Source organism: Halomonas sp. SIMBA_159 (assembly GCF_046536035.1).
Classification (GTDB): Bacteria; Pseudomonadota; Gammaproteobacteria; order Pseudomonadales; family Halomonadaceae; genus Vreelandella; species Vreelandella venusta_A.
Window position 1 is genome coordinate 1 of record NZ_JAWJBT010001680.1, and the last position, 234, is coordinate 234.

General features: G+C 50.9%; 1 protein-coding gene. It reads right to left on the reverse strand.

The features are described from left to right. Positions 1–234, reverse strand: a 234-nt coding sequence (locus tag R0J87_RS24930; RefSeq protein ID WP_498889712.1) for a hypothetical protein, incomplete at both ends; no start/stop codon positions are given.

Here is a 234-nt window from a genome sequence, read left to right on the forward strand (position 1 = left end):
CAGGTTATAGGTGCTGTCGGCCAGGCCTTCCGGCGGCGTATCAATACCCAGTGATGATGCGCCTGTCAGGGTGTTATCCAGTTTGGTGTAGTTAGCGTTAACGCCAAATCCATCCAGAGCATCATGCAGAATAGTCAGCGGGAACTGTGCAATCAGCTCAAGCCCGGTTACTTTGTATGAGCCTTCAGCATTCACCGGCTGATAAACATCAAAATCGTAGTAGCCATCCAGGGT